This is a genomic window from Photorhabdus sp. RM323S (assembly GCF_042879375.1).
Classification (GTDB): Bacteria; Pseudomonadota; Gammaproteobacteria; order Enterobacterales; family Enterobacteriaceae; genus Photorhabdus; species Photorhabdus tasmaniensis.
On the sequence record NZ_JBHFKZ010000008.1, the window covers coordinates 20,927 to 42,209 of the forward strand.

Sequence of the window (21,283 nt, forward strand, 5' to 3'; positions counted from 1 at the left end):
AATCTAAGGAAGTTTTATTCTTATGTCAACAACAAAAGAGGCATTATTATTCCTAATTGGTGCCAGATTGCGCGAAGAAAGAGAAAAAACAGGTAATAGCCAAGAAGCTGTAGCATCTGCTTTTGGTATCTCTACACGCACTTGGGGAAAATATGAGAGAGGAGAAACAATGCCTGATGCAGCAACAATTACTCTTCTTGGCGAGAGATTTGGTATAGATATCTCATATGTACTTACAGGGAAGCGCTGCCCTCAAACAAACATAACAAACGAGGAACAGAAGCTAATAGAAAATTATCGTGCGATGGACAGCGCGGCACAGTTAAATATGCAGGCGGTTAGCGATTCGTTCGCGCAGTCAAAGCCCAAAAAAGAAGTAGGATGATTAACTTTCTGATTGTGATTCGCCTTACAACCACTGACTTCTAAATTAGCCCTATGATTTTGCTAAATTATGGCCGTAAATATTCATCACTCTAATTGCTTTATATATCTATTACCAGAAAACCTCAATAAAAGGATACCAACAAATGAAAATCAAAAAATTCACTCTTAGTTGTTTATTATTAACTTTATCATCTGTCGCTTTTGCAGTGCCTTTTAAGGGTATTACTAAAGATGAATATGGTGATGAATGGGCGTTCAATAGTAACGAAGCACAATTACAGTGTATTTATGGCGGTGCCTTTATCATGGATCTAGACACAAATCGAGTGTATGCGATGACTGGTTTAGCCCATACATTAGCTAGAAAAGGGAAGTATCCAGCAGAAGACATCAACAATTCAGATTACTGGAAAGATAATCCACACATGCCCGGAGCAAAAATAAGCTTGGGACCTTTTATTGATGCCGCATTAGAACTTTGCAATAAGTGATTGCAATATCAACAGCATTATTAAACGCTGTTGATTAACTTAGGAGATAATTATGACTACTTTTTTGTGGGTGCTAGGGACCATTATTGTGTTTTCCATTGGTACATATGCTACCACGGAAGAAAATAAAAAGTTAAAAGAACAAGCAAAAAAAATGGACGAGCAACTAAAAATACAAGATGATCTTATCCGGGGATATAAAAAAGATATTGAAAAAATCACAAATAATCCTATTTCAAACTTCAAATCGGAAAAAGAAATCAGGAGTTATCTCAATTCTCTAAATAGCGAAGAGCTTTTAAATCTGCAAGAAATGGTGGATAGAGTCATATTCAGTGATAAAGATGATGTCGAAGATACATCCTATGACACTGAGGCATGGAATGAATCACAATCCAATGAATTTAAAGAAAATTTATCTATCATATGGGCTGATAGTCCTATCAGTGTAGAATTCAGTTACAGAGACTTAAACAATAACAGAAGTAGGAGAAATGTTTTATTGAATGAGGTTTCGATAAACTCAGAAGGTGAACCATATTTTAATTGCTTCTGTATGAATGCATCTGATAACAGAACATTCAAAGTCAAACGAATAACATCAAAGATCCAATACGCAGGAAAGAAATACAGTAAAGAAGAATTCTTTAATGATATTTTACAATTAAATTCTTGGAAATTTCTATGACAGTAAGAAAACTACAGTCTGGTAAATGGATTTGTGAATGCTACCCCAACGGACGAAATGGAAAGCGAGTAAGAAAACAGTTTGCTACAAAAGGAGAAGCACTTTCATTTGATCGCCGTATGACTTCCACAGAACATTTAGACATTTCCGCTGAGAATACTCAAAAGTTAAGCGACTTGGTTGATCGTTGGTATGAAATGCACGGCCAAACACTTAATGATGGCAAGTCGCGCAAAACTAAATTAGATACTTTATGTAAACGATTAGGTGATCCCTTTGCTATTGATTTCGATAAAAATGCATTTGCTATTTATCGAGAAGAAAGGCTGAATGGCAAATGGAACGCCAAAGGCCGAGAATCACCGGCGCAATCTACAGTTAATAGAGAGCAATCATATTTGCATGCCGTATTCTCAGAATTAAAGAGAATGGGTGAATGGGAAAGAGGCAACCCTCTAAGTGGCATCAGACAATTCAAAGAAGGAGACCAAGAACTAGCATTTCTGTACCAAGAAGATATTAAACGCCTGTTGGATGCCTGCGATGATTCCAAAAATAAAGACCTAGGCCATGTTGTACGTATCTGTCTTGCAACTGGGGCTCGATGGGGAGAGGCACAAAAATTAACTCAATCTCAAGTAATGAAATACAAAGTAACATTCACAAAAACAAAAAGTAGTAAAAATCGTACAGTACCAATATCAAAACGCTTATACGATAGATTACCGACGCGCCGAGGAATTCTGTTTTCGAACTGTTACGACGCTTTTGAAGGAGCATTATCTAGAGCGGGAATAATCCTCCCGGATGGACAATTAACTCATGTGCTCCGTCATACATTTGCATCACATTTTATGACGCGTGGCGGCAATATTTTAGTGCTACAACAAATATTGGGTCACAGCACTATAAATATGACAATGCGCTACGCACACTTTGCTCCAGAACATCTCGATTTGGCACTAACTCTCAACCCTTATGATCAGATTGAAGATGACTGATTTCAAGTGGCGGCAACATCATATATAGCCCTATATTAATGCACATATATAAAACATAACCAACTGATTTAGCTTAACTTATTGTTTCTTAAAATACTGTAATGGTTTTTAAAATCCCTCGGCTGTAAGGCTGTGCGGGTTCAAGTCCCGCCCTGGGCACCAAATAAAAACTTGCTGTAAAACAGTGAGTTAGGGAAAAGAAAAAGCCACCGCAAGGTGGCTTTTTTATGACACAAATCACATTTCACTATTCGTTCACTATATTTTTTACTTCGGCATCTCCGGCCACTCAATATCAGAGGTCCACACACATGGGGATCATTATGCGGCTCTCACTACGTAGTTAAATGCAATGTTGCGTGGTCTTGATATCCCTATATAAGCAGCAGCAGTAGTCCAAGTTCCACGATCTGCTGTAACGCCCCTAGCTCTTACCGAAATAGCTTGATTTTTAGGGATATCCCACTGTAGTGCCACACGATCATTAAGTGAGAAATTAACAATACTATCAGGCGGATTATTAACTTCTTGTACTAAATAAGACCCTTCTTGCCATGACAATAATGAACGAGATGAATCCACCCCTCTTCCATCATCCCATCCCCGAATAAACTCTCCTCTTAAATCAGGTAATCTACCATCAGGATAAGCTTCAGCTAATTTCGGGTACTGTAATTTATTAAAAGCTGAACCGTTACAAGTGAAATAACCAATAGGTGGATGGGGTAGCGGCCACGGAATAGGAGAACCGATAGGAATTTCATTGGCTGTTTTAATCCGGTTATCTATCTCTTCGCGGGTATACTCACGTAATGAGTTTATTACTTCCTGAACAAGCTTTTGTGTAACCGCCAATGTGTCGCTATTGCCAATCACATTGGTAAGTTGAACAACACCTTTTTGTGTTAATGAAGCACTGGGAATATCTGTTGTAATTTTTTGCTCTAACGCTTTATTTAATTGAGCAGTGAGTTTGACTATGTTTCCATCATCCAGAACATCATTACCAGATCGTGTCGCAATAAAATCAGCCACGACAGATGATATCGTTGACGCTTGACGTAATACTTTATTTAACAAGTGTGTGGGAACATCATTTGGTGGAAATCCAGTTGACAAACGCTCACTTTCTTCATATTTTCCCTGACTCACTACATTCGCATTATCATTAATAGAAAAAGCCTTAAAGTCATTCTTGTGACTCATATACATCCCTTAAATTAAATGATGTTATAATCAATATATTGAATTATTGTAAAAATAATCCTCTGTAATTCACGACAATCAAAGTCTAGTTCAGAAAAAGAATAATGCAGTATCCTTATTAATTACAAGGTTAACTGTTTTTATATAATTACAGCAATAAGTAGTTCAACATTTTGGAGTCAAAAATATATCCAGAGATTTATATTAAACATCTGAAAACTATTTTTCTTTTATTCCTTCCATCTCTTTCTGCAACTCCCGCTGCTACATTTTTCATCATGAAAAAAACAAACCCCGTTCTTTTAAACGAGGTTTGTCAGTAGTCCGAAGCCACCGTCAGGCAGCTTTTTTATCGATTTAGATCACATTCAGAATATAATTTCAAAATATGTTTTTTCAAAATTGAATAAACATTTATCCACTGCGGCTATCTATTAACAAATTATTAATAGCAATCAGAGCCATAATGGTCCTGTTTATCACTCCGGCACTTCCGGCCATTCAACATCGGGAACCTGTGAAATATCTACCCTACTTAGTAATACCCGGTATTTCTTCCATGCCAATAAAGCGGCTTCTTCGGACTCTGTCGAGATTTCCAGGTCAACAGAGTCTTGGAGTAACGATAGTATTTCATTCGCTTGTTGTAGCAGTGTTGCTTTCTGCTGCTTGGCTTCTTCAATTTGATGGGATTTCAGTAGGTCTTTATCAACTACCCACTCTTGACCATCCCACTTATCGTAATCGGTGACAGGTTTTTTGAAAGTCAGGGTTTCAGGTAGCTCACCGATTTCAGCAATTTCCTGCGGCAAACGTGTCTGCTTGTTGTAAGCTGTTTTTCCACGGTAATCGGGTACAATCAGCCAATGGGTTAAATCAGATGAACGGCAAGCGACATATCCCTCCTTAATATCAGGTGGTGCATCTGTGCAAGCATTAGCAGGAAGACCGACACCAATAGGCAGATACTCATCAGTACTGTTTAAATATTCCAGCGTAATCGCATCGTAATTAAACACAATGATACTTCCGGTACTGATAGCAATATTATTTTTATCCAGTACAGCCTTATTCATCAGGCAACCCTCACAATGTAATTAAATGCTACGTTTCGCGGACGTGTTTCTGTTCCTGTTGAAGCAGCAACCACATTATCCATATAACCGAAACCACCCGATCCCATTCCGATAGCAATGCCTAGTCCGCGAGAATCAATCCCGTAGTTAACGTTTTGGTAGACACTATTGAGAATACGGCTTGGTGTACCCAAACCCTCGGCTCCAGCATTTGAGTTGGACCACATCCGACCAATCCTGTGACTATGTGGAGCAATATCTGCCAGTTGATTGGAAAGTAGATATCGATTAACGTCCACCCCACGCCCATCATCCCAGCCACGAATAAATTCACCCCGTAAATCGGGTAATATGCCACTAGGATAAGCTTCCGCTAATTTTGGATATAAAGATTTATCAAAGATAGCGCCATTACATTTCGCCCACCCATTTGGTGGTATGTTAGTCGGCCAAGGAAGTGGTATTCCTACCGGGATTTCTTCAAGTACAGATATATTCATTATGCTGCCCTTACAATATAGTTAAATACTATGTTTCGTGGTCTTGACACTCCTATATAACTAGAATCCGCTAACCATTCTGTTCCAGTTGAATAATTTACAGCTTTTACTGAAAAATAGGGCAACGGCCACGGATTAGCATTAATAGATAAAGCTTTAAAATTATTTTTCTTGCTCATATATTCCTCTTAAATTAAATAATATTCCTATGTAATAAGCATATTAAGTTATTGAAAAAACACTGCCTATGCAATTCATACCAATCAAAGTCTAGCTCATGAAAATAATAATGCGGCATTCCTATTTCTTATAAGATTAACTGTTTTATATAATTGACAGCAATAAGTATTTCAATATTTCGTAGTCGAAAATATATTCAAAGTTTACATTTAACATCTGAAAACTATTCTCCCCCTCCATCTTTTCCCAAAACCGCTACTTCAGGTTCTAAAGAGTATTTTTGTGCTGTCATTATGCTACTCTCACTACGTAGTTAAATGCGATGTTGTGAGGACGGGTTTCGCTTGCTGAACGCATCACCCGTGATGAATCGAAGTCTACGGCATACGATGTTCCAACTTCTCTAACAAGAAACAGTGTCCTCACATCAGCTTCCCGAAATGCACCGCTGGTGGAATCATGTGGTCGTGTCATATCATCAGGGAATTCTTTTCTTTTAACGGAGCAGAGAACTCAAAGGTATTATTTACATCTGGAATATCAATTTTTGCTTTTTTCTGAGAGCCGTCTCCGAATATATTTAATATTGCTTTCCCTATAATTGGCTGATTATTTAACTCATTAAATGCCCCCCGCTGTCAGGAGCACTGTATTTAAAGTGATTACCTGATCGCCAAGGATTTAATAGGTGTAAAAACCCCTGCCGGATTTACGTCCCAAATGACCTGCATCGACCATTGTCCGCATCAGTGGGCAAACCCGATATTTTGGATCCTGAAACATCTGGTAGAGCACATCAAGGGAATTTACTACCGTGTCAATGCCAATCAGATCCGCCGTTTCAAGCGGCCCCATTTTATGACCGAAGCACTCTTTAAATATGGCGTCCACGTCCGCAGGTTGAGCTACGCCGTCCTGTATGGTGAAAGCTGCTTCATTCATAAATAAATGGGAAATCCGGTTAGAGACAAAGCCAGGACCGTCCTTCACCACAACGGCTTTTTTACCCAGCATACCCAAGATTTCCAGACACCGATCTTTGGTTTGTTCGGAAGTGTTCAGACCGACGATAACCTCTACGGTATGCTTAAGATAAACCGGATTCATAAAATGCACGCCAATCACCTGAGAGGGCGTTTTATGGTACGAACCCAGTTTTGTGATAGGAATGCAGGAAGTGTTCGCCGCCAGCACTGTATCTGGCGCGATAAACTCAGACATTCGCGCATATAACGACTGCTTAAGCTCTATATTTTCCGTGATGTTTTCCACCACAAATGCACAATCGGACAAGGATTGCAAATCTTGAGACCAGATGATGTTGGACAGCATCTCCTCAAGTGCTTTTCCTTTAGCTAGCGGGCTGAACAAAGGAGCGTAACCGGCGGTTTCCGTGATGCGCGCCCGGCTCTGTTCGCAAGAAAGAGCGTCTTTTTCAATAACAACCACATCATGCCCCCGCAGAGCACAATCAAAAGCAAGACTGGAACCAATATTTCCGCCGCCAACCACGGCTATTTTAAGTTTTGACATAGTGACTACTTTTTTATTAGGTTTTAACAGGTTTCTATTTCAGGTTCACTTCTTGGATGACAACCATCGCTCAATCAGTGGAATCGGGAGAGATCACTTCCCACTTGCCAAACAGCGTTAAACCCGCTGCTTTAGCCAGCGACACAGACGTCTGGTTATCAAGCTGGCATCGGTACTGAGGTTCATATCCCTGATCACAGGCGTACTTGCTAATTGAACGTACTACTTTGCGGGCGTGACCTTGCCCTCTAAAGGGCGTTAGAGTCAATACGCCGAGATCCGCAATTGGCGCATTCTCCCAAGGATACATGCTGGCGGCGCTGACCAGACGTTTTTGCTCAAAAGAGCCAAATACCGCCCAGTGATCCAATTCCACATAAGCGTCGTCCAAGTCTTGTTCCGAGGCTGAGGACTGGAACTCGGAGAAAACCGCGTCATCTTGCTCTGTTAACCGACGCAAGACACCTTCCAGGTTCTCTTGCAGCAATACGTTCTTATCAGCTTTTGAAAAGTAAAAAAGATAATCTGCACCATGTAGAGTGACTCCCGCTTCATTCAATTTCCGACGAAAAATCGGCTCAGACAGGTCTTGTCGCTGATACAGTCTTAACTTATCGGCCAACGCAGGTGTCAGGACCGCCATAACCCGATCATCGGAAGTTTCCAGCACCATGACCCGACGGTCTTCGCTCAAACCAGGGTTGATGGCAACAGTAAAGACTTCATCACTATAAAGAACGTCTCCGTTCAAAAATGGCGTCCGCCAGAAGTCAGTTATCGTTTGTGAAAATAAAGACATATTTCTTACTCAGCTTGGTTGGAGTCATTGAGAGCACAATCGCGCTCAGTTAAAGAACTATGAAAAAGACAGAACGGAGGTTTGTTCTGCCAACTCTCTGGCTCGTTCTTCGATCCAAGGGATCACTTCATCATTAGTAAACAGGTAAAAATGTCCTCCTGTGAAAATTTTTTGCGTCACCGGCACAGTAAATACCCGATGCCATTCCGCTAGCCGGGAGACAGGAACACGGCGGTCCTGATCACCTCCCATCAAATGAGCTTGGACGTTTAACGCCGGCTTAGGCAACCTGGACAGAGACGCCAGCAAACGCAGATCATTTCGCATTACGCTAATCACATATTTTCGCCACTCAGGATCAGCCAGAATCTCTGAGGGCGTTCCCTCATACTGTTCAAGCAGGCGCAATATATCAGCATCCGACAACGTCTCATGCAGCTCACTCCCCAAAACGTTGGGCTCGACAAAACCGCGCGCGGAGATAATGAGGCTGAACGTCTTTCCAGGCGCTTCGCGCTCAAGTCTGTACGCAGTCTGATAGGCAAGCTCCGCGCCCAGACTGTGTCCGCACAGCAGCAAGGGCTTATCTTCTCCCAATCCCGAATGTTTTATCGCAGCAAGAATATAAGGCAGCACCGTCTCAACGTCCGCCTGGAAAGGCTCGGAAATGCGCGCGCCTCTGCCCGCCAGTTCCAGACAATAGACTTCAATTAATCCGGATAGCTTGTGAGCCAATTGCAGATAAGGGTAACTGGAGCCACCGGCATGGTGTAAAAACACCAGCTGAACTTCGGCTTCCGGTCTTTTAATCGCAGGAAATAAAATTGGATTAGACAAGGTTAAGTCCTTTAGTTGTGTTGACGGGGAAAGGGTTACGCTGGTGAATGAGAGCGAGCTCCGGAACGGCGGCAATTGGCGCGCTAGCTATCCAGCCCGAGCCGCGCTCGCTTTTGAAATTGAAGTAATCCCGGTATTCCGGATTGGTGACAAAGTTATAAGTCAAAGAAATGCTGGACGATAAGGTATGCACCTCATGAGCGAGTCCTTTGGGTATCAGCATGATCTCACCCGGCAACAAATCGAATCGCCATATTCGATCTTCGCTGTGAGGTTGGCCTCTCTGATTTTCCCCGCCGGCGGATTGTGATGGAGCGACACGGCCCTCGGCAGCGTTTCTGGCCGCATCCTCAAGCGAGGCAGAAAAGATCCAGCCAGCTTTTTTACCCGCGACTTGGCACAACACGGCATTGGTCCGCATACCATCAACGTGTAAACGGGTGCAAGCACCCGGAGCGGAAAAGTAGAGTCCCCAATCCTGGCACATCCGTTTGTTGGGATGCAGAGACCCTACCTGGACCCAAGGAATCTTATAACCGCCATCCGGCAGGAAATAAGGTCTGCGCCAATGGTCCTGAATATGTTGAAATGCCAGGAAGCTGAACGAGTTAGTGTTCACCCAGTTGCCAAATCCCCAAGTGAATAGCAAGTGTTTAAAAAACGAGTCGTAAGTGTATCGCAGATAATCATGGTCATTCCCCATCTCTCCCAGCTCAACAGCAGGCAATGAAGCGATTTCCCGCAGGTAAGCGCACAGCTCGACGCACTTTTTCGGTTTGAATCCGGCATCCTGCAACTGCACGGACATATCACCGAACTGCTGGCAAAAGTAGTCAAAACTCCAAATCTGCTTCGCTCGCCAGTCTCTCAAACCATCGGCGATAATAACCGGCTCGTTTTTCATCAAGTAGCGTTCACTGAACTCGGCGACGGAAATATCCGAGACTTTCTCCACGTTGCGGTATTCGGCCGCCTCAAGACGAGCCAGCGCGTCGTTGCTTCCCGTTTCCCGTGGCCTCCCTTGTTTGTGCCGATAAATACTCACTTCTTCGAACGTCCACATTGCGATATCGCCGAGCGCATTCCATGTATTACCGAAAAAACTCATGTTTCACTCTCCCCCTAAAAATTAAACTCTAAATCCACATCCCGGTCGGTCGCCTGAGCAGACTCATCCAGCGTATGCTCATAGCTAAGGCTCTTGAGCAGTTCCTGTATTTCCGCGTCAGGATCGGCAAGCACCTCATCTATCAAAGTGAAGAAGTACTCAAACACCGCCATAATGGTTGCTTCGCTAAACATGCGTTCGCGAAACTGTATAGTGCAATCAAAGGCTTCTCCGGTTTCAGACACTTCCATCAACAAATCAAACTTGGCCGTATCCGATGCCAGTTCAAGTCGGGAAAATCCGGGCCGCCAGGCCGCTTCATCAGCGCCGTTCAGACTCAGGGGCAGGTATCCGAAAACCACGTCAAACAACGGATGCTTACCTTGACGGCTTTGGCAGTAGCGTTCAGCGCTCAGATCTTCCAGCAATGTACTCATCGGATAAGTTTGATAAGGCGCGCTTTCAGACCACTGCGCGTTAAACTCCAGGAGATAATCCGCTATGAGAAAGTCCGCATCCGGCTCAATTTTCAGAGCCAACATGTTGACAAGGTAGCCGACCAGAGCCAGCTCTTCCGGCTGTGTACGTCCCGTGACCGGAACACCAAGCAGAAAGGACTCAGCACGGGCGATTTTCGTCATCAACACACCGAATGCCCCGAGGAAAAAGGTAAACGTGGGCAAACCAAACTCACGGCAAAAGCGCCTGATTTCTTCACTGGTTTGTGGAGAAAGACTTTTAACCCGCGTTACACCCCGGTGACTTTCAGTACCGACATGCCCGTCATAATCATCCACTATCGGCAGCGCCAGCGGCGCTGGCAAAGGCAATAGGTTGGCAAGCCAATAGGCTTTATTTTTCCGTGCCTGCTCCTCATTTCCGGACTCTAGCTGGTAGCGCCGATATGCAGCGAAACTATACTCCGGTGCAGGTAACCGCCGTCCCTCAAGCATACTTTGAAAATCATGGGCGAGTATGCCCAGAGAAACAGCGTCGCATACAATGTGGTGAACAACGATCAGCACCTGATGAGACTGGCCTGCGTCCGCGTCTTTTATCATCATGGCGCGAATTGGAAATTCAACATGCAGGTCAAAAGGCATCCTGGCAAACTGTTCGAGGCGAGCAAGGTTTTCCTCCTGAGTCGGTCCAGCCTCAAACACAGTCAAGCTGACTTTAGCGTCAAGCTGAGGCAGCATCACCAGATTGGCGTTCTGTCTTTTAAACAGACATTTCAACACCGGATGCCTGTCGACAACCTGTTCTATCGCCGCGGCGATGGAGATTGCGCTGACCGAGCCTGGACATTGAAAAGCCACTGGCATGTTATAGCTGGCGTCGGCAAAAGTTGTCTGATGTATGTACAGCAACTCCTGATCCGCACTGGCGACAATCGGCTCAGACAGATCGACGGCCAGTAAGGCCGGATGGAAAGCCTCCTGGTCGTCGATAAATTGCCGTCCAATCTCGCGAATGGTGGGTTGCGCGAAAAATTCCTGAATGGAAACTCGCTTACCAAGTTTTTTATACACTTTTTCCGCCATCACAATAGTCTTCAAACTATCGCCACCCAGTTCCATGAATCTATCATCGATGCCGACGCCATCAACGCTGAGGATGCCGCTCCATATAGCAGCGATTTCCTTCTGTATATCATTAGTGGGAGGTTGATAAACAGAAGTCAGCGTTTCCGGTCTGGGCTTCAGTTTGACGCCACCTGCCAACTGCGCTTTGCGATCGCCATTGATAGTGCGCCTTCCTCCCCAGGCGTACAGCCTGTCCATAAACTGACCGGCGGAGAAGATTTTCTGATTTTCGTGGTCGTATTCACGCAGGCTACTCTCGAACAAGGCAGGAAACTCAGCGCCGGTGAAAGCGACTTCGTTGACGCCCCAAACAAGCGTATCGCCTCGATGCTCCTCTTCAAAGTGGACAGTTTCCCAGTTCACAACAACCCAACGAGGCCCCACTGGCCGTCTGTTTTGAATCTGTCCCCAACCGTCCAGGAACAAGTTGGCCGTTGCATATGCCGCATGTGCAATGCCGCCGAAAAACGCCGACATAGAAGAAGTTACGAAGCAATATTCGACAGGAATAGTTTCAAATACTTTGGCGAGAACTTCCGCCACCCGGGCTTTTGGCTCGAGTTGTACGCGGTAATGGTCAGCATTGAGCTGAACCAACGGAGAAAAGGAGTCCCCATCCGTGACGCCGGCAGCGTGAATAACCACGCTAATATCGCCCAAACGATGACGAATGGACTCAAACAACGCCAATGCATCGGCTTCTGACTCCAGGACATACGGGAAAATCTCCACCGCCCCAGCGCCCGCTTCCTTTAGCTCCTCCTGCAAGCGCTTCATGGCAGGAGAATCAGCAGACTGGCGGCTGATTAACGCCAGCCGTCCCTGAAAACGTCGTGCGATCACCCTCGCCATCGCCCCGGCCATTCTGCCGCCGGCGCCGGTTATAACATAGGTTTTCCCCGTGAAGCGCGCTTCATCCAATACCTCATTCTCTTCCACATCCGGGCAACGGAAATCTTCAACAAACAGCCCCTCGTCATTAAGTTTCAAAGGCCCATGCAACGGGGTTTGCAACAGTCCGGTCAGAACCGCAGGCGTCCAATCCTCACTTGGATTCTGAATACACAAAAACGCGCAATTGATGCCAGGGATCTCCTGGGGCAACACTAAAGCCAGCGCTTTAAGAGCTGCCATCGTCAATACCGATTCAGTCAGACATCCGCTATCACCTGTTCTGGAGAAATAAGAGGTGATCAAGTAAATATGCACAGAAGTAAACGCGGAGAAATCGGCTTCCGCGAGCACCTTGCCCAATTCAGACAAAGTTTGGAACGAAGCTGGGGAGAAAGAAAACCCATCAGTCGGGAACGCCAGCGACAGCACCAGAGACGGGTTCTTCTGCAAGCTGATAGACAGCCCCGCGAGAGCACTTCGCACTTGCTCCGAACACAGCATATTCAGGCTGACGGTCTCAATCTGATTTTTGTCTGCCAACCCACCGGTAAAAAACGCTAAAGATTGGTCAACCAGCAGCGCGGCGCGCGGCTTATCCTCTTGCATCGGTTCTCCCGGCAAGCGTACAGGCCGCCAGAATGGTGCCAGCAGACCAGGAGCGTTTTTAAACAAGCTTTTACCATCAGGCGCAGAGACAATGTTAGTGATTTGCGCCCAAGTCTTATCCGTAATATGCCCTGCGCCATGCTCTTCGCGAATGAAAGCATATCCGGGCACATCCATTAACAGTTGTCCGTTAAAGGGGCTGAAAAGCAGTTTTCCAAGCTCTTTCGTCTTACCGGACACCCAGTTGGAGATAGCCTCAAGCTTCTCTGAGAGATTATCTGGCAACGTCGTTTCTAAGACTTGTTTTTCCAAGGATTGTCGAATCAATACCAGAACATCAGCCTCTTCATCAAATGCCAGATATTGTTCAATTTGTCGCATCAGAGCAAACTTCGAATCCGCCGCGAACATCACTCGACACGAAAAACTATGTCGCTTGCTTAAGGTCTGGGACAACGCACGTAAATCTGAACCGGTTTGCGACACCAGCCAATGAGATACCGACTCCAATTGCAGCGCCAGAGAAGCTTTGTTTTTAGCTGAAAACGGGAAGAAACAGACTTCGGGCCCTTTATCGCCGCCGCTCGCATCACTGGCCTCCAGAGGGAAAATATATTGCTGGAGCACCATGTGCGCATTAGTTCCGCCGATGCCGAAACTACTGACGCCGCCGGTTCTCAATTTCCCCTCTTTTGATGGCCAAGATTCAGCGCGGGTGTTGATATAAAATGGCGACTGCTCAAACTCCAATTGAGGATTGGGCTGTTGGAAATGCAGCGTAGGCGGGATCACTCCGTGTCTGAGCGCCAATACCATCTTAATGAAACCGGCAATGCCGGCAGCGGCGTCCAGATGCCCAATGTTGGTTTTAACCGCACCCAGCGCGTATTGGTTTAACACACACGGATTCAACGTCTCCGCTGTACCAGCGGAAGATCTCCCTTCATTGAAAACTTCACGCAACGCCATGAATTCGATGCTGTCCCCCAAAGAGGTCGCCGTTCCATGACACTCGATAAAATCCAGCTCCGCAGCGTCGATTTCGGCCATCTGCAAAGCGGAGCGAATCACTTCCGCTTGTCCCTTAACACTGGGTGCGGTGTAGCCTACCTTGCGGGTGCCGTCATTATTAATGGCGGAGCCTTTGAGAATGGCCCATATAGGATCTTTATCGGCGATAGCGTCCCCCGCCCGCCGCAACACTACCGCACCCAAGCCACTACCGAACACACTGCCGGTGGCCTCCGCGTCAAACGCCCGGGTCTTACCGTCTTTTGAAAACAACATGCCATCTTGATAGGTATGGCCATTTTGTTGCGGCAGCAACAAACTGATTCCACCAGCAACGGCGAAATCACACTCGCCGCTCAACAAACTCTGTACGGCCTGATGCACGCTAACCAGACTGGTTGAACAGGCAGTCTGGAGGGTGAAACTGGGACCTTCCAGCCCAAGCTTCCAGGAGATCAGCGTGCTCATCGCGTCTTTATTGGACAACTGAGAAGCGAGAAAGCCGCCTACATTCTCAACCTGTTCGGACAACATCGCCTGCATGGTCCACTGCACCGTGCTGCGCGCGCCCAAGAACAGTCCGATCTTGCGGCCCCGTTTATCAGGATCGACGCCAGCGTTCTCCAGAACATGCCAGACGCACTCCATCATCAAACGGGTTTGCGGATCCAAAAGCGCCGCCTCCGCCTGACTGTAGCCAAAGAATTCCGCATCAAAATACTGCGCGCCTTCAAGCACGCCGTTGACTGGCACAAAGTCTTTATTGCGTATCTTACTGGCGTCATGCCCCGCTTTAAGTAACTCATCCTCCGTAAAACGGGAGATCCCATCCACTCCCATGAGTAGATTTCGCCAAAATTCACCACAGTTTCCGGCCCCCGGAAATCGACCTGACAAACCGACGACGGCGATATCCAAATCTTCTCTTATTTCTGCACTCATAATGTCTTACCTTGTTCCGGGTCTATAAAGTCATTGGGAGTTAATTGTTTAACGAATTCAAAGTGATCGCTGCTTTTGCGATGGATAGCGCAACATCCTTTTAGTTTTTGCATAAGCTCATCAATACATTCTCCGTCTGCGTCGTCGGAAAAGAACATGGTGACGGAGAGATTCTTTAACGACAGCGCCAAAATTCGCTCATGGAATGTTCTCCCTTCAAGGATCTGGTGCTGCAACCGGTAATAACACCACTCCTGATGGAGCGCAGGGAATTCCCTCTGCAACGTCTCAACATCAATGCCGGAATCAATCCCGGCGCTATCGCAAGTCAGGCAATTGACGCCGCGAAAGAATTCAACGAACTCCGAATACAACTCATCACCGCCAAACACTTCGGTTTGCAAATTGGGATCGAGAAATACCAGCTTATTGATGTGTTGCAACAATTCCGGTTGTTGCTCCAGCAACACCGCCAATACCTCAGCCCCGAGGGAATAACCTCCCAACCACAGCGGCCGTAACGAATGGGTGTCCTGCACTTTAATGCGTGACGTCAAGGTACTTAACAACGCCTCTTTAAACCCCTGTTCCGGCAAGTTTTCAACGGTGCTGGGTTCCGTCGTCAAAACAGATACTGTCACTCGCCCCGCCAGCTTGTCCGCCAGAGCCTGCAATTCAATAAGCCCACCTAACGCCGGCGGCAGCAGCATGAGTTTGGGAATGCCCGGCTCATCAGCGTTCAGGAAACGCTCCTCTAATAGTGTATCGCTCGCCCTATTCAGGTCCCGCCGTCCTTTGAGCAATGACCATTGTTCGCCGAGCGTAGGGTGGCGGAACACATCGACGGGGCTGAACGTAACACCGAATAACGTTTCTAGTTGACTAGCCAGGCGTACAGCGCTCAGGGACGATCCGGACACCAGGAAGAAGTCGGAATCCAGCGTCAGCGCTCCTTTATATTCCAGACACTTCCTCCAGCAAGCGAGAAGTGTTTGCAGCTCCTCATCCATCGTCGAAGCCTGTTCTTCCATCGTTTGATGCGTGTATTCGCTCCACTCCTGAAACAGCGCCACGATCCGCTGCCGGTCCAGCTTGCCTATTTCAGTTCGGGGCAAATACGCCACCGGAAATATCGCTGATGGCAGATGAGATCGGGTGTAATGTCGGGCTAAATACTGTTGCAGACCTGACTGAATATTCTCCTTTCCTGCACTCATCTCTCCTTCAATCGCCAGAACCAAACAGGCCTCCGACGTTCCGGCGAACGCCACCGCGGCACCTGCCGCGGTCACGCCCGGATATTGTCCGGCTTTGTTCTCCAGTTCTCCCAGGCCGATAAAATTGCCCCGTACCTTACAGCTGTCGTCCATGCGCCCTTTGAGGTAAAACAGTCCGTCTTTATCCGCCATTGCTAAATCGCCGGTGCGGAAGAAAGCCCCCTGATCGTCCCGACCAAATTTACGCGCAGTAAGCGCCGGATCATTCAGATAGCCGTGACGCTCAAAATCCCCATAAATCACCAGCTCTCCCCATTGACCAGGCTGGAGCCGGATACCATCCGGGTCAACCACGGCAAAGGCAACATGACCAAATGGTTCGCCGATGGAAAGCGCTGCTCCTGACGCCAACCGTGCACAGTTCACCATCGACACGGCAATGCAAGTTTCCGTGGGGCCATAACTGTTCCAAATCTGCATTCGTCCAAGCAACTGGCTGATATCTCCAGCGGCGAGGAAATCGCCGCCGGAGATACAGACCTTGGGCAAAGGTTCCAAATCCGGCATACGGTTCCAGGCAGAGAAAAGAGCAGGAGCGGCGGAAATGACATCAGGCCGGTAGTGAGCTAAAAACGCCCTCGCCTTGCGATCATCCAGCAAACTGTAGCGGTCGGCCACTACGCTCGTCCCTTGCAACGCCCAGGCCAACAAAACTTCTTCAAGATAGCCGTCAAAACTGGGAGAAAACTGCTGTGCCACCCGCAATCCTTGTTTCAACCCCAGCATATTGACGAGAGAATCCACATATTGCGCCGCCGTATGTGCAGCAACGCAAATGCCTTTAGGTCTGCCGGTAGTGCCGGAGCTATACAGTATCCAGGCAATAGGATTATCGTCGCGGCATTTCACACTTTGAAAGTCGCGCCAATCTATGGGAAAAGAATCAACCGTAACGTTATCCTGCGATTGTGCGCATCCATCCAGCGCAACAGCACCGGTCTTAACCACGAGATCCGGCTCCGCATGGCGGATAACTTCCTTAATACGCGCCTCCGGCGTCCCCGTCTCCAGCGCCAAATAGGTCGTGCGCGTCAGGAAACAGGCCGCCAGAAACGCCTGTAACTGACGCCCCTGACGCTCCAGGATTAGCGCCCGCCGGATCGCGCTCTGATTTAAAACCCGCGTATACACAGTGGTCAACTTGGCGAACTCCCCCCAAGTGACAACGCCTTCGTCGTCAATAACTGCGGGTCGGTCGGACAATGTCAAAAACGCGTTAATCAGCATTGTATCAATTTGGGTATATGACTCACGCCGTTGAATCGGCCGAAACGCCTTTTTAACTGCCCCGGCGGACACGATCAATTTATCAACCTGCAAAGTGGAAGGGTCGTGACTCAGGACTTGCTGTAAGATTTCCTGATAGCGGGTGGCGATGGCTTCTATCTGTGAATCAGTGAAGGCGTCAACCTGATACTCCAGAGTTAATCGGCAGTTTTGTGCTCTATGGGTTACTGCAAGATTGAGCGGCCCGTGCGCTTCTACCAATAAATCATCTGCGCCCGACGCTTCATGCTCCCCCTCAGCTATGTCAATGTAGGAATAAGCGACATTGAGCAGCGGATTGCGGCCAAACATCCGCGGGTCACGACTGAACAACGCAAAGGCTTCCTCAATCGGGAAAAAAAGATGATCAACCGCACTCCACTGCTCACCCGCCAACTTTTTGATAAATTCATCCAAAGTCCCTACCTGCTGATCAAAGCGAAATGCGCAAGGGGATAATGAAACGAACATACCCACCGTCTCCAGCGCACACCTTGGACGAAACGCATTAGCCACTGAAATGGAAAATGCATTGCTACGCCCCGCACGCGCTACAGCAAGGCCCCACACTGCAAGGAAGAATGTAGCCGGGGTCACATTTAATGCCCCGCAAAGACGTTTCACTTCGGCCATGTTCGTCGCCGACAGGTGCCAGGACACAGTTCCCATCTTGCTGCCAGCGTCCACCGCACCATGCCCGAACGGATCGAACTCAAGCCCCTCAAGATAGTTTTTCCAAAATGTCCCGGCCTGTTCCCAAACCTGGTGCTGACGGGCGTCCGTCAATGCCATAGCGTAACGCCGGTAACGCAACGCAACGGGAGCCAGCGATGCCTGCGCCAACAACTGCTCAAACTCGCTCTGGAGAATTTCCAGTGAAGGTTTATCCACTAATATGTGATGGATTTGCAACTGCAAACAGGCGTGCTCCGGGTTCACTTCCTGTAGATAGCCTCTCAGCAAAGGGCCCTCACCCAAATCAAAAGCCCGCGTCCGTACTTGTAACCACTGGTTCCGGTCATTGATCAGCACCCGGTCAACCATGAGCAACGGTAATATCTCAGCGTAGGGAATTCCTTCGTTATCTATACGGTATCGGGTGCGCAGAATATCGTGACGCTCGATCAGAGCCTGTAGCGCTCGGGACACCGCATCAGCAGAGACCTCCTGCGATAAAGGAATCTCCAGAGCCAGAATATAAGCCAGTGATTCCGGATGCAGACGATATTGCGCATAGAGCCGAGCTTCTTGTGCCGATAATGGCCCACGCCCGTCAGCCGAAAGCTGGGGAGCTGTTTCCAGTAGGCTCGATAAGCCGTTCATCGTCATTCTGTCTTCGCCGATAAGTCGGGCATCGATTATTTTCGCCAGACTCTCGATCGTATCGTTTTGGAAAAACGTCAACAAAGACACAGCCTGACCAAATTCATGTTGAATTTCCGCCAGAACTCTCACCGCCCGTAACGAGTGCCCGCCCAAGGCGAAAAAGCTTTTGTCTACCGATAACGCACCAACCTCCAACTCCAAATATCGCGCCCAACAGGCTGCCAGCCACTCTTGGGTTGGACCACTGGGCCGGATGATATCGCCATGTGCTGTTTTGCCAAGCGCCTGTTTCAGCGCTTGTCGATCTAGTTTGCCATTGCGCGTCAGCGGCAATTCCGACACCAGAACAATCTGACCTGGAACCATATAGGCCGGCATCCGGCTTAATAATGCTTCTCTTACGTTTTGCTCCGTTACCCGGCTGTCCGTCACAACGATAAAGGCCCCCAGACGAGCATGTCCCCGTTTGTCTGTTATGCCGATAACCGCTGCCTGTGACACTGTCGGCAGTTCCAGCAGGCTCTTTTCAATTGCGTCCAGTTCGATGCGAAAACCGTTCACTTTCAGCTGGCGATCGCGTCTCCCCAGGATTTCAATCTCTCCCCAGACGTCCCAACAACAGAGATCTCCACTACGATAATATTTACCTTTCAGCCACTCTGTATCCAGGTTTATAAATACCTTTTCAGTGAGCTCCGGGCGATTCATGTAGCCCGCCCCCACTCCGACACCGCCTATCAACAGCTCGCCCGGTACACCAATCGGGCATAGCTCTAAGGTTCCGGGAAACACCACAACGCACTGACTGCCACTAAGCGGCTTACCGATTGTGATTTTCTGGTCATTGCGCACTATGGATAAATAGGTGGTGATAACGCCAGTTTCGCTGGGACCGTATACATTAAATAGCGCGTAATTATTCTTTTGAAACGTCCTCAGACTTTCGCCGCCGAAATACAGTTGACGCAAACTAGGGATATCGCCCAGTTCCATGATCTCTTCCGCCAGTACCGTCGTGGCGAATAACATATCAATGCGGTTTTCATGTAGGAATTTGACGCACTTCCCGGCGTCTGTACGCACCTCTTCCGGCAACATGACCAACACGATGTCCTGTACCAGACACTGCACACACTCCAGTACGAAGTAGTCAAAAGTATGGTTCGCCATAGAGGCGACCCTGAAGCCAGCCGTGCGATACAGGGTTTGCTTTTCATCACTGAGATTGAGTAATGCTCTGTGAGTATTAACGCAACCTTTCGGTTTACCCTCACTGCCGGAGGTCATCACCACGCACAGTGCGTCGTCGGGGTTGATTTCCTCACCTTTGCGTAACAGAACAGACAAGGTTGACGCATCCTCTATACGCGCCATACCAGCCAGAGAAACCGAATTATAGTGCGGCAGCATGACAACCTGACAGCCTCGGGTGCGGAAGAATTCCTCCATCTCGCAGACACTTTCCTGCAACAGAACCGTCCTGGTGTTATGTATCTCGATGATATCCAATAACTGCCTTTCTGGAGCACTATGCGATTGCAGGCAGAATGGCTTACCGATGCGCATACACGCCATAGCGGCAAGCATGGTTTCCACTCCCTTGGCTCCAACGATAAGCACACAATCGCCTAATGATTCCCACTGGGGTAAATGGGGATCAGTTAACAAGTCTGCCGTATACTGCCCCAATTGCTTAAAGTTAACGGTCTGACCATCACTCTCCAGAAACAGAGTTTCTGCTCTGTCACGGATCGAGACCGTAATGGCCTGCGCCACATTTGTGTACGTCAGTGGCTGCGCCGGTACCAGCGCGGATAGAGCAGCGACTCGTTCCTGCTCTTGCTGTGGCATCCAGAGCATCGACGCAAGCGGAGCGCCAGGCTCAGACACCATGCCGCTTAACAACAAGGCCAAGCGGTCCATCAAAAGCGATATCAGTTCTGCGTCCACCCTCGCTGGGTCGAATCGCATGTGTAGGCAAGTCTCCTTGGGGTGGGCTTGAATCCAAATGCCCAGTGAATAACTCGTCGTATCTATGTTCTCAAAGGGCGACTGCGTTTCAGAGTAACCCACCAGAACTTGCGGCAATTGCGACATGACAGAAGACACCGATTGCGGCGACATACCGGATGTCAACACAGCAACTTGCTTCCATTGCACAAGCTCATCACCAAACAGGCGTTTTACCGGTTGCGCCAGCTCCGCTTCCGTCAGGTGCCATTCGGCAGGAACGAGATAAACGCCCGCGGGACAATCAGCGGATAAAGCCGCCGATGTTACGTTCCCCGTCATGTCTTCCGCCTCGATGGCCCAAGTCAAGCACCCCTCCGGCTCACGGCAGTGTAGAAATGCGAGATATTTGATGCAGGCGGAAAACAGCGACAAACGATGCAACGGAGACGCCGCTGCCATGGTGAAAATTCTGTCATTCAGTTTTTCCGCCAGTGCGAATGACGCAGTGACTACCGCTGTGTCCGACGCCGGTGGTGCCATCACAAAAAAGGGACACCCCTGATATTCCGCATCCAGTTGTTGACGGGCATAATCTTTTAGTGCTTGTTTTCTTGCA

The 21,283-nt window shown here is 47.7% G+C and carries 15 protein-coding genes and 1 pseudogene; 5 read left to right on the forward strand and 11 right to left on the reverse strand.

Going from position 1 to position 21,283, the window contains the following annotated elements; all coding sequences use genetic code 11:
- The first annotated feature begins 22 nt into the window (after positions 1-22).
- From ACGF7G_RS05795 to ACGF7G_RS05810, 4 genes are all read left to right on the forward strand, one after another.
- A complete protein-coding gene (locus tag ACGF7G_RS05795; protein ID WP_387464142.1) occupies positions 23-385 on the forward strand; it encodes a helix-turn-helix domain-containing protein in 363 nt (120 codons plus the stop codon).
- A gap of 145 nt (positions 386-530) precedes the next feature.
- Entirely contained in the window at positions 531-878 is a 348-nt protein-coding gene (locus tag ACGF7G_RS05800) for a DUF2511 domain-containing protein (RefSeq protein WP_387464143.1), read from the forward strand.
- A gap of 52 nt (positions 879-930) precedes the next feature.
- Positions 931-1,566, forward strand: a complete 636-nt coding sequence (locus ACGF7G_RS05805; protein WP_387464144.1) for a hypothetical protein — start codon at positions 931-933, stop codon at positions 1,564-1,566.
- Complete coding sequence (locus ACGF7G_RS05810) at positions 1,563-2,567, forward strand: tyrosine-type recombinase/integrase (RefSeq protein ID WP_387464145.1); 1,005 nt, start codon at positions 1,563-1,565, stop codon at positions 2,565-2,567. The genes ACGF7G_RS05805 and ACGF7G_RS05810 overlap by 4 nt, the downstream gene beginning before the upstream one ends.
- 321 nt (positions 2,568-2,888) lie before the next feature.
- On the opposite strand, the gene ACGF7G_RS05815 is transcribed toward ACGF7G_RS05810, so the two are convergent.
- From ACGF7G_RS05815 to ACGF7G_RS05865, 11 genes and pseudogenes are all read right to left on the reverse strand, one after another.
- Positions 2,889-3,773, reverse strand: coding sequence for a tail fiber protein (locus tag ACGF7G_RS05815; RefSeq protein ID WP_387464146.1), 885 nt, complete (start codon positions 3,771-3,773; stop codon positions 2,889-2,891).
- A gap of 479 nt (positions 3,774-4,252) precedes the next feature.
- Positions 4,253-4,849, reverse strand: coding sequence for a tail fiber assembly protein (locus ACGF7G_RS05820; protein ID WP_387464147.1), 597 nt, complete (start codon positions 4,847-4,849; stop codon positions 4,253-4,255).
- Positions 4,849-5,325: pseudogene (locus ACGF7G_RS05825) on the reverse strand (phage tail protein); the annotation flags it as partial. The gene ACGF7G_RS05820 and the pseudogene ACGF7G_RS05825, both read right to left, overlap by 1 nt.
- A gap of 23 nt (positions 5,326-5,348) precedes the next feature.
- Entirely contained in the window at positions 5,349-5,528 is a 180-nt protein-coding gene (locus tag ACGF7G_RS05830; RefSeq protein ID WP_387464149.1) for a hypothetical protein, read from the reverse strand.
- A gap of 292 nt (positions 5,529-5,820) precedes the next feature.
- Positions 5,821-6,003 carry a hypothetical protein gene (locus tag ACGF7G_RS05835; protein WP_387464150.1) on the reverse strand — a complete coding sequence of 61 codons (183 nt, stop codon included), beginning with the start codon at positions 6,001-6,003 and terminating at the stop codon, positions 5,821-5,823.
- A 207-nt stretch (positions 6,004-6,210) separates the two neighbouring features.
- Positions 6,211-7,062 (reverse strand): 3-hydroxyacyl-CoA dehydrogenase family protein, encoded by an 852-nt coding sequence (locus ACGF7G_RS05840; protein WP_387464152.1) that lies wholly within the window; start codon positions 7,060-7,062, stop codon positions 6,211-6,213.
- Positions 7,063-7,132: 70 nt separating this feature from the next.
- Positions 7,133-7,861 carry a GNAT family N-acetyltransferase gene (locus tag ACGF7G_RS05845; RefSeq protein WP_387464154.1) on the reverse strand — a complete coding sequence of 243 codons (729 nt, stop codon included), beginning with the start codon at positions 7,859-7,861 and terminating at the stop codon, positions 7,133-7,135.
- Positions 7,862-7,918: 57 nt separating this feature from the next.
- Positions 7,919-8,698 carry a thioesterase II family protein gene (locus ACGF7G_RS05850; protein ID WP_387464156.1) on the reverse strand — a complete coding sequence of 260 codons (780 nt, stop codon included), beginning with the start codon at positions 8,696-8,698 and terminating at the stop codon, positions 7,919-7,921.
- Complete coding sequence (locus ACGF7G_RS05855; protein WP_387464158.1) at positions 8,691-9,806, reverse strand: cupin-like domain-containing protein; 1,116 nt, start codon at positions 9,804-9,806, stop codon at positions 8,691-8,693. The genes ACGF7G_RS05850 and ACGF7G_RS05855 overlap by 8 nt, the downstream gene beginning before the upstream one ends.
- A 14-nt stretch (positions 9,807-9,820) precedes the next feature.
- Complete coding sequence (locus tag ACGF7G_RS05860) at positions 9,821-14,845, reverse strand: beta-ketoacyl synthase N-terminal-like domain-containing protein (protein WP_387464160.1); 5,025 nt, start codon at positions 14,843-14,845, stop codon at positions 9,821-9,823.
- Positions 14,842-20,685, reverse strand: coding sequence for an AMP-binding protein (locus ACGF7G_RS05865; RefSeq protein ID WP_387464161.1), 5,844 nt, complete (start codon positions 20,683-20,685; stop codon positions 14,842-14,844). Before ACGF7G_RS05865 ends, ACGF7G_RS05860 begins: the two co-directional genes overlap by 4 nt.
- 158 nt (positions 20,686-20,843) lie before the next feature.
- On the opposite strand from ACGF7G_RS05865, the gene ACGF7G_RS05870 reads away from it, so the two are divergent.
- Entirely contained in the window at positions 20,844-21,077 is a 234-nt protein-coding gene (locus tag ACGF7G_RS05870; RefSeq protein WP_387464163.1) for a hypothetical protein, read from the forward strand.
- The last annotated feature ends 206 nt before the right edge of the window (positions 21,078-21,283 follow it).

What these genes read in the sequence shown, in the direction of transcription:
- ACGF7G_RS05795 (WP_387464142.1), top strand. Translation starts at nt 23, where the DNA reads ATGTCAACAACAAAAGAGGCATTATTATTCCTAATTGGTGCCAGATTG.
- ACGF7G_RS05800 (WP_387464143.1), top strand. Translation starts at nt 531, where the DNA reads ATGAAAATCAAAAAATTCACTCTTAGTTGTTTATTATTAACTTTATCA.
- ACGF7G_RS05805 (WP_387464144.1), top strand. Translation starts at nt 931, where the DNA reads ATGACTACTTTTTTGTGGGTGCTAGGGACCATTATTGTGTTTTCCATT.
- ACGF7G_RS05810 (WP_387464145.1), top strand. Translation starts at nt 1,563, where the DNA reads ATGACAGTAAGAAAACTACAGTCTGGTAAATGGATTTGTGAATGCTAC.
- ACGF7G_RS05815 (WP_387464146.1), bottom strand. Translation starts at nt 3,773, where the DNA reads ATGAGTCACAAGAATGACTTTAAGGCTTTTTCTATTAATGATAATGCG.
- ACGF7G_RS05820 (WP_387464147.1), bottom strand. Translation starts at nt 4,849, where the DNA reads ATGAATAAGGCTGTACTGGATAAAAATAATATTGCTATCAGTACCGGA.
- ACGF7G_RS05830 (WP_387464149.1), bottom strand. Translation starts at nt 5,528, where the DNA reads ATGAGCAAGAAAAATAATTTTAAAGCTTTATCTATTAATGCTAATCCG.
- ACGF7G_RS05835 (WP_387464150.1), bottom strand. Translation starts at nt 6,003, where the DNA reads ATGACACGACCACATGATTCCACCAGCGGTGCATTTCGGGAAGCTGAT.
- ACGF7G_RS05840 (WP_387464152.1), bottom strand. Translation starts at nt 7,062, where the DNA reads ATGTCAAAACTTAAAATAGCCGTGGTTGGCGGCGGAAATATTGGTTCC.
- ACGF7G_RS05845 (WP_387464154.1), bottom strand. Translation starts at nt 7,861, where the DNA reads ATGTCTTTATTTTCACAAACGATAACTGACTTCTGGCGGACGCCATTT.
- ACGF7G_RS05855 (WP_387464158.1), bottom strand. Translation starts at nt 9,806, where the DNA reads ATGAGTTTTTTCGGTAATACATGGAATGCGCTCGGCGATATCGCAATG.
- ACGF7G_RS05860 (WP_387464160.1), bottom strand. Translation starts at nt 14,845, where the DNA reads ATGAGTGCAGAAATAAGAGAAGATTTGGATATCGCCGTCGTCGGTTTG.
- ACGF7G_RS05865 (WP_387464161.1), bottom strand. Translation starts at nt 20,685, where the DNA reads ATGCGATTCGACCCAGCGAGGGTGGACGCAGAACTGATATCGCTTTTG.
- ACGF7G_RS05870 (WP_387464163.1), top strand. Translation starts at nt 20,844, where the DNA reads ATGTCAACACAGCAACTTGCTTCCATTGCACAAGCTCATCACCAAACA.